4 protein-coding genes are annotated in these 2,651 nt (G+C 65.5%); 1 reads left to right on the plus strand and 3 read right to left on the minus strand.

Translation table 11 applies throughout. From position 1 onward, the window contains the following. On the plus strand, positions 1 to 870 hold an 870-nt coding region (locus NTX40_07420), incomplete at its 5' end, for an ATP-binding protein (GenBank protein ID MCX5648908.1). Between the two features lie 28 nt (positions 871 to 898). Here NTX40_07420 and NTX40_07425 read toward each other — a convergent pair. From NTX40_07425 to NTX40_07435, 3 genes are all read right to left on the minus strand, one after another. Beyond that, positions 899 to 1,489, minus strand: a complete 591-nt coding sequence (locus NTX40_07425) for an ATP-dependent Clp protease proteolytic subunit (GenBank protein ID MCX5648909.1) — start codon at positions 1,487 to 1,489, stop codon at positions 899 to 901. A gap of 41 nt (positions 1,490 to 1,530) precedes the next feature. Beyond that, a complete protein-coding gene (locus tag NTX40_07430) occupies positions 1,531 to 2,103 on the minus strand; it encodes an ATP-dependent Clp protease proteolytic subunit (GenBank protein MCX5648910.1) in 573 nt (190 codons plus the stop codon). A gap of 105 nt (positions 2,104 to 2,208) precedes the next feature. Next, positions 2,209 to 2,651, minus strand: a 443-nt coding sequence (locus tag NTX40_07435; GenBank protein MCX5648911.1) for a hypothetical protein, incomplete at its 5' end; no start/stop codon positions are given.

The raw sequence follows: 2,651 nt of genomic DNA on the forward strand, positions 1-2,651 counted from the left end.
CCCATCCGCAGCGGCGACGAGATCCTCGGAATCATCCACGTGGACACGCATGTCAGCCAGGGCCAGTTCTCCCCCGAGGACCTGAAACTGATGACGGCGATCGGATGCCAGACCGGCCTGGCGGTCCAGAACGCCCGCCTCATGGCGAGCCAGGTCCAGCAGGAACGGCTTGCGGCCGTCGGCCAGGCGGTCGCCAGCCTGTCCCACTACATCAAGAACATCCTCCAGGGCATCCAGGGCGGCTCCCGCGCCGTCGAGACGGGCTTGGAACGAAAGAACCTCGAGCCCGTCGCGACGGGCTGGGACGTCGTCAGCCGGAACCTCGCCCGCATCAACCAACTCGTCCTCGACATGCTTTCCTACAGCCGCCAGGCGCCGCCGAACCGAGTCCAAACAAGCGTCAACGCGGTGGTCCGCGAAGTGGCGGAACTGGTACAGCCGGCGGCGGCAGAGAAACGCGTCGCCCTTTCGGCGCGGCTCGAAAAGAGCCTGCCGGAGATCCCCCTCGACCCGGACGGCCTCCATCACGCGCTGCTGAATGTGATTTCCAACGCGATCGATGCCGTCGCCCCCCTGACGGGCAAGGTCAGCGTTCAGACACGCCTTTCGCCGAAGGGGAACGAAGTCTGGATCATCGTGGCCGACAACGGCCCCGGCATCCCGCGCGAGGAGCAGCAGCGGATCTTCCAGCCGTTCTATTCCACGAAAGGCCAGAAGGGAACGGGCCTGGGCCTGGCCGCCGCCCGCAAGATTGTCGAGGAACACGAGGGGTGCATCACGGTCAAGAGTGACCCCGGCCACGGTGCCGCCTTCGTCCTCCGTTTGCCGACGGAAGTGCCGGGGAAGGCAGGCGGGTCGGCGACTTCCTGAGACGATTCGGCGGAATCGGTCGAGAAGGTCAGGCGGTCTTCTTCGGCAGGCTCTGGATGATCTGGTCCGCCAGGCCGTAGGCGACGGCCTCGTCGGCCCCGAGAAATCGGTCGCGGTCGATGTCTTCCTCGATCTTCTGCACCGGCTGGCCCGTGTGATGGGCGAGGATCTGGTTCAGGCGGGCGCGCAAGCGCAGAATCTCCTCGGCCTGAATGCTGATGTCCGTGGCCGTGCCGCGCGCCCCGCCCATCGGCTGGTGGATGAGGATTCGCGAGTTGGGGAGAACGAAGCGTTTGCCCTTCGTGCCGCCTGCCAGGAGTACGGCCGCCATGCTGGCCGCCTGGCCCAGGCAGTAGGTCTGCACGCCGCAGCCGACGAACTGCATCACGTCGTAAACGGCCAGGCCGCTCGTGATGAGACCGCCGGGCGAGTTGATGTACATGGAGATGTCGGCATCGGCGTTCTCGTTCTGGAGGAACAGCAGTTGGGCGATGATCGTGTTGGCCATCTGGTCTTCGATCTCGCCGCCGACGAAGACGATCCGGTCCTTCAGCAGCCGCGAGTAAATGTCGTAGGACCGTTCGCCGCGGCCGGTTTGTTCGACGACGATCGGTATCAGTTCGTTCTTCGGTTGCACGGGTTTGACTCCCTTGCCGACGGCTACCTGGGTTTTTCGATGTGTTCGAGGACCTCGTCCACGATGCCGTATTCCTTGGCCTCCTGGGGTGTGAGGTATCGGTCGCGTTCGGTTTCGCGGCGGATCCTTTCCGGGTCCTGGCCCGTGTGGTGGGCGAAGATCTTGATGAGGGTCTCCTTGTCCTTGAGGACTTCCTTGGCGGCGATTTCGATGTCGGCCGCCTGGCCGCCCACTTCGCCCGCGGGCTGGTGGAGCATGATCTTGGCGTGCGGGAGGGCGAAGCGCTTGCCCTTCGTGCCGCCCGTCAGCAGGAGCGCCGCGCCGCTCGCCGCCAGGCCGATCGCGTACGTCGCCACCGGCGAATCCAGGAACTGGATGGTGTCGTAGATCGCGAGCGTGCTGGAGACGTATCCGCCCGGCGAGTTGATGTAGAGGTTGATCTCCTGGTTCCGTTTCTCGCTCTGGAGGTACAGGAGTTTCATGACGACCGAGTTGGCCACTTGGTCGTCGATGATACCCTCCAGGAAGATGATCCGGTTCTCCAAGAGGAGGTCCGCCAGCGTCAGCCAGCGCTGCTGCTGGTAGGGCGGCATCATGCCTCCGTGCGGTCGCACGGGAACGCCGCCCGCCGTGGGTCCGACCGCGTCGCGTCCCATCGTTTCCGGTTCCCCTTTCGTCTGGCGTCCGCCGGGTCACCCGCGCTAGGTCGTCTCGGGCTCCTCGGCCGCCTCTTCGCTCTCGCCGGCGCCCTTCTTGACGGGCGGTTCGTCGCCCTTGGCCAGCGCCCTTTCCAGGAGGAGGCGCATCACCTTGTCGTCGCGGATCTGGCTGCGGAGGCTGTCGAGCGTTCCGCGTTCCTGCATTTCCTCACGGATATGGTCGTCGCGCCGGCCGTACTGGGCTGCGATGAACCGTAGCCTCGCGTCCACCTCGGCGTCGGTGGCCTCGATCTTCTCCTTCTGGGCGATCGCGTCGAGAATGAAAAAGAGTTTCAACTCGCGGGCCGCGTTCGCCGACGCGCTCGACCGCAACTCCTCGCGCTGCTTCTCGATCTCCTCGGCCGGGACGCCCCGGTACCGCAGGTTGACAATGTGGCGGACGAACAGGCGCTCCGCGTGCCGCTGGGCGAGGCCCTCCGGCAACT

The sequence above is a fragment of the Planctomycetota bacterium genome, from assembly GCA_026387035.1.
Lineage (GTDB): Bacteria > Planctomycetota > Phycisphaerae > FEN-1346 > FEN-1346 > JAPLMM01.

What these genes read in the sequence shown, in the direction of transcription:
- NTX40_07430 (MCX5648910.1), bottom strand. Translation starts at nt 2,103, where the DNA reads ATGATGCCGCCCTACCAGCAGCAGCGCTGGCTGACGCTGGCGGACCTC.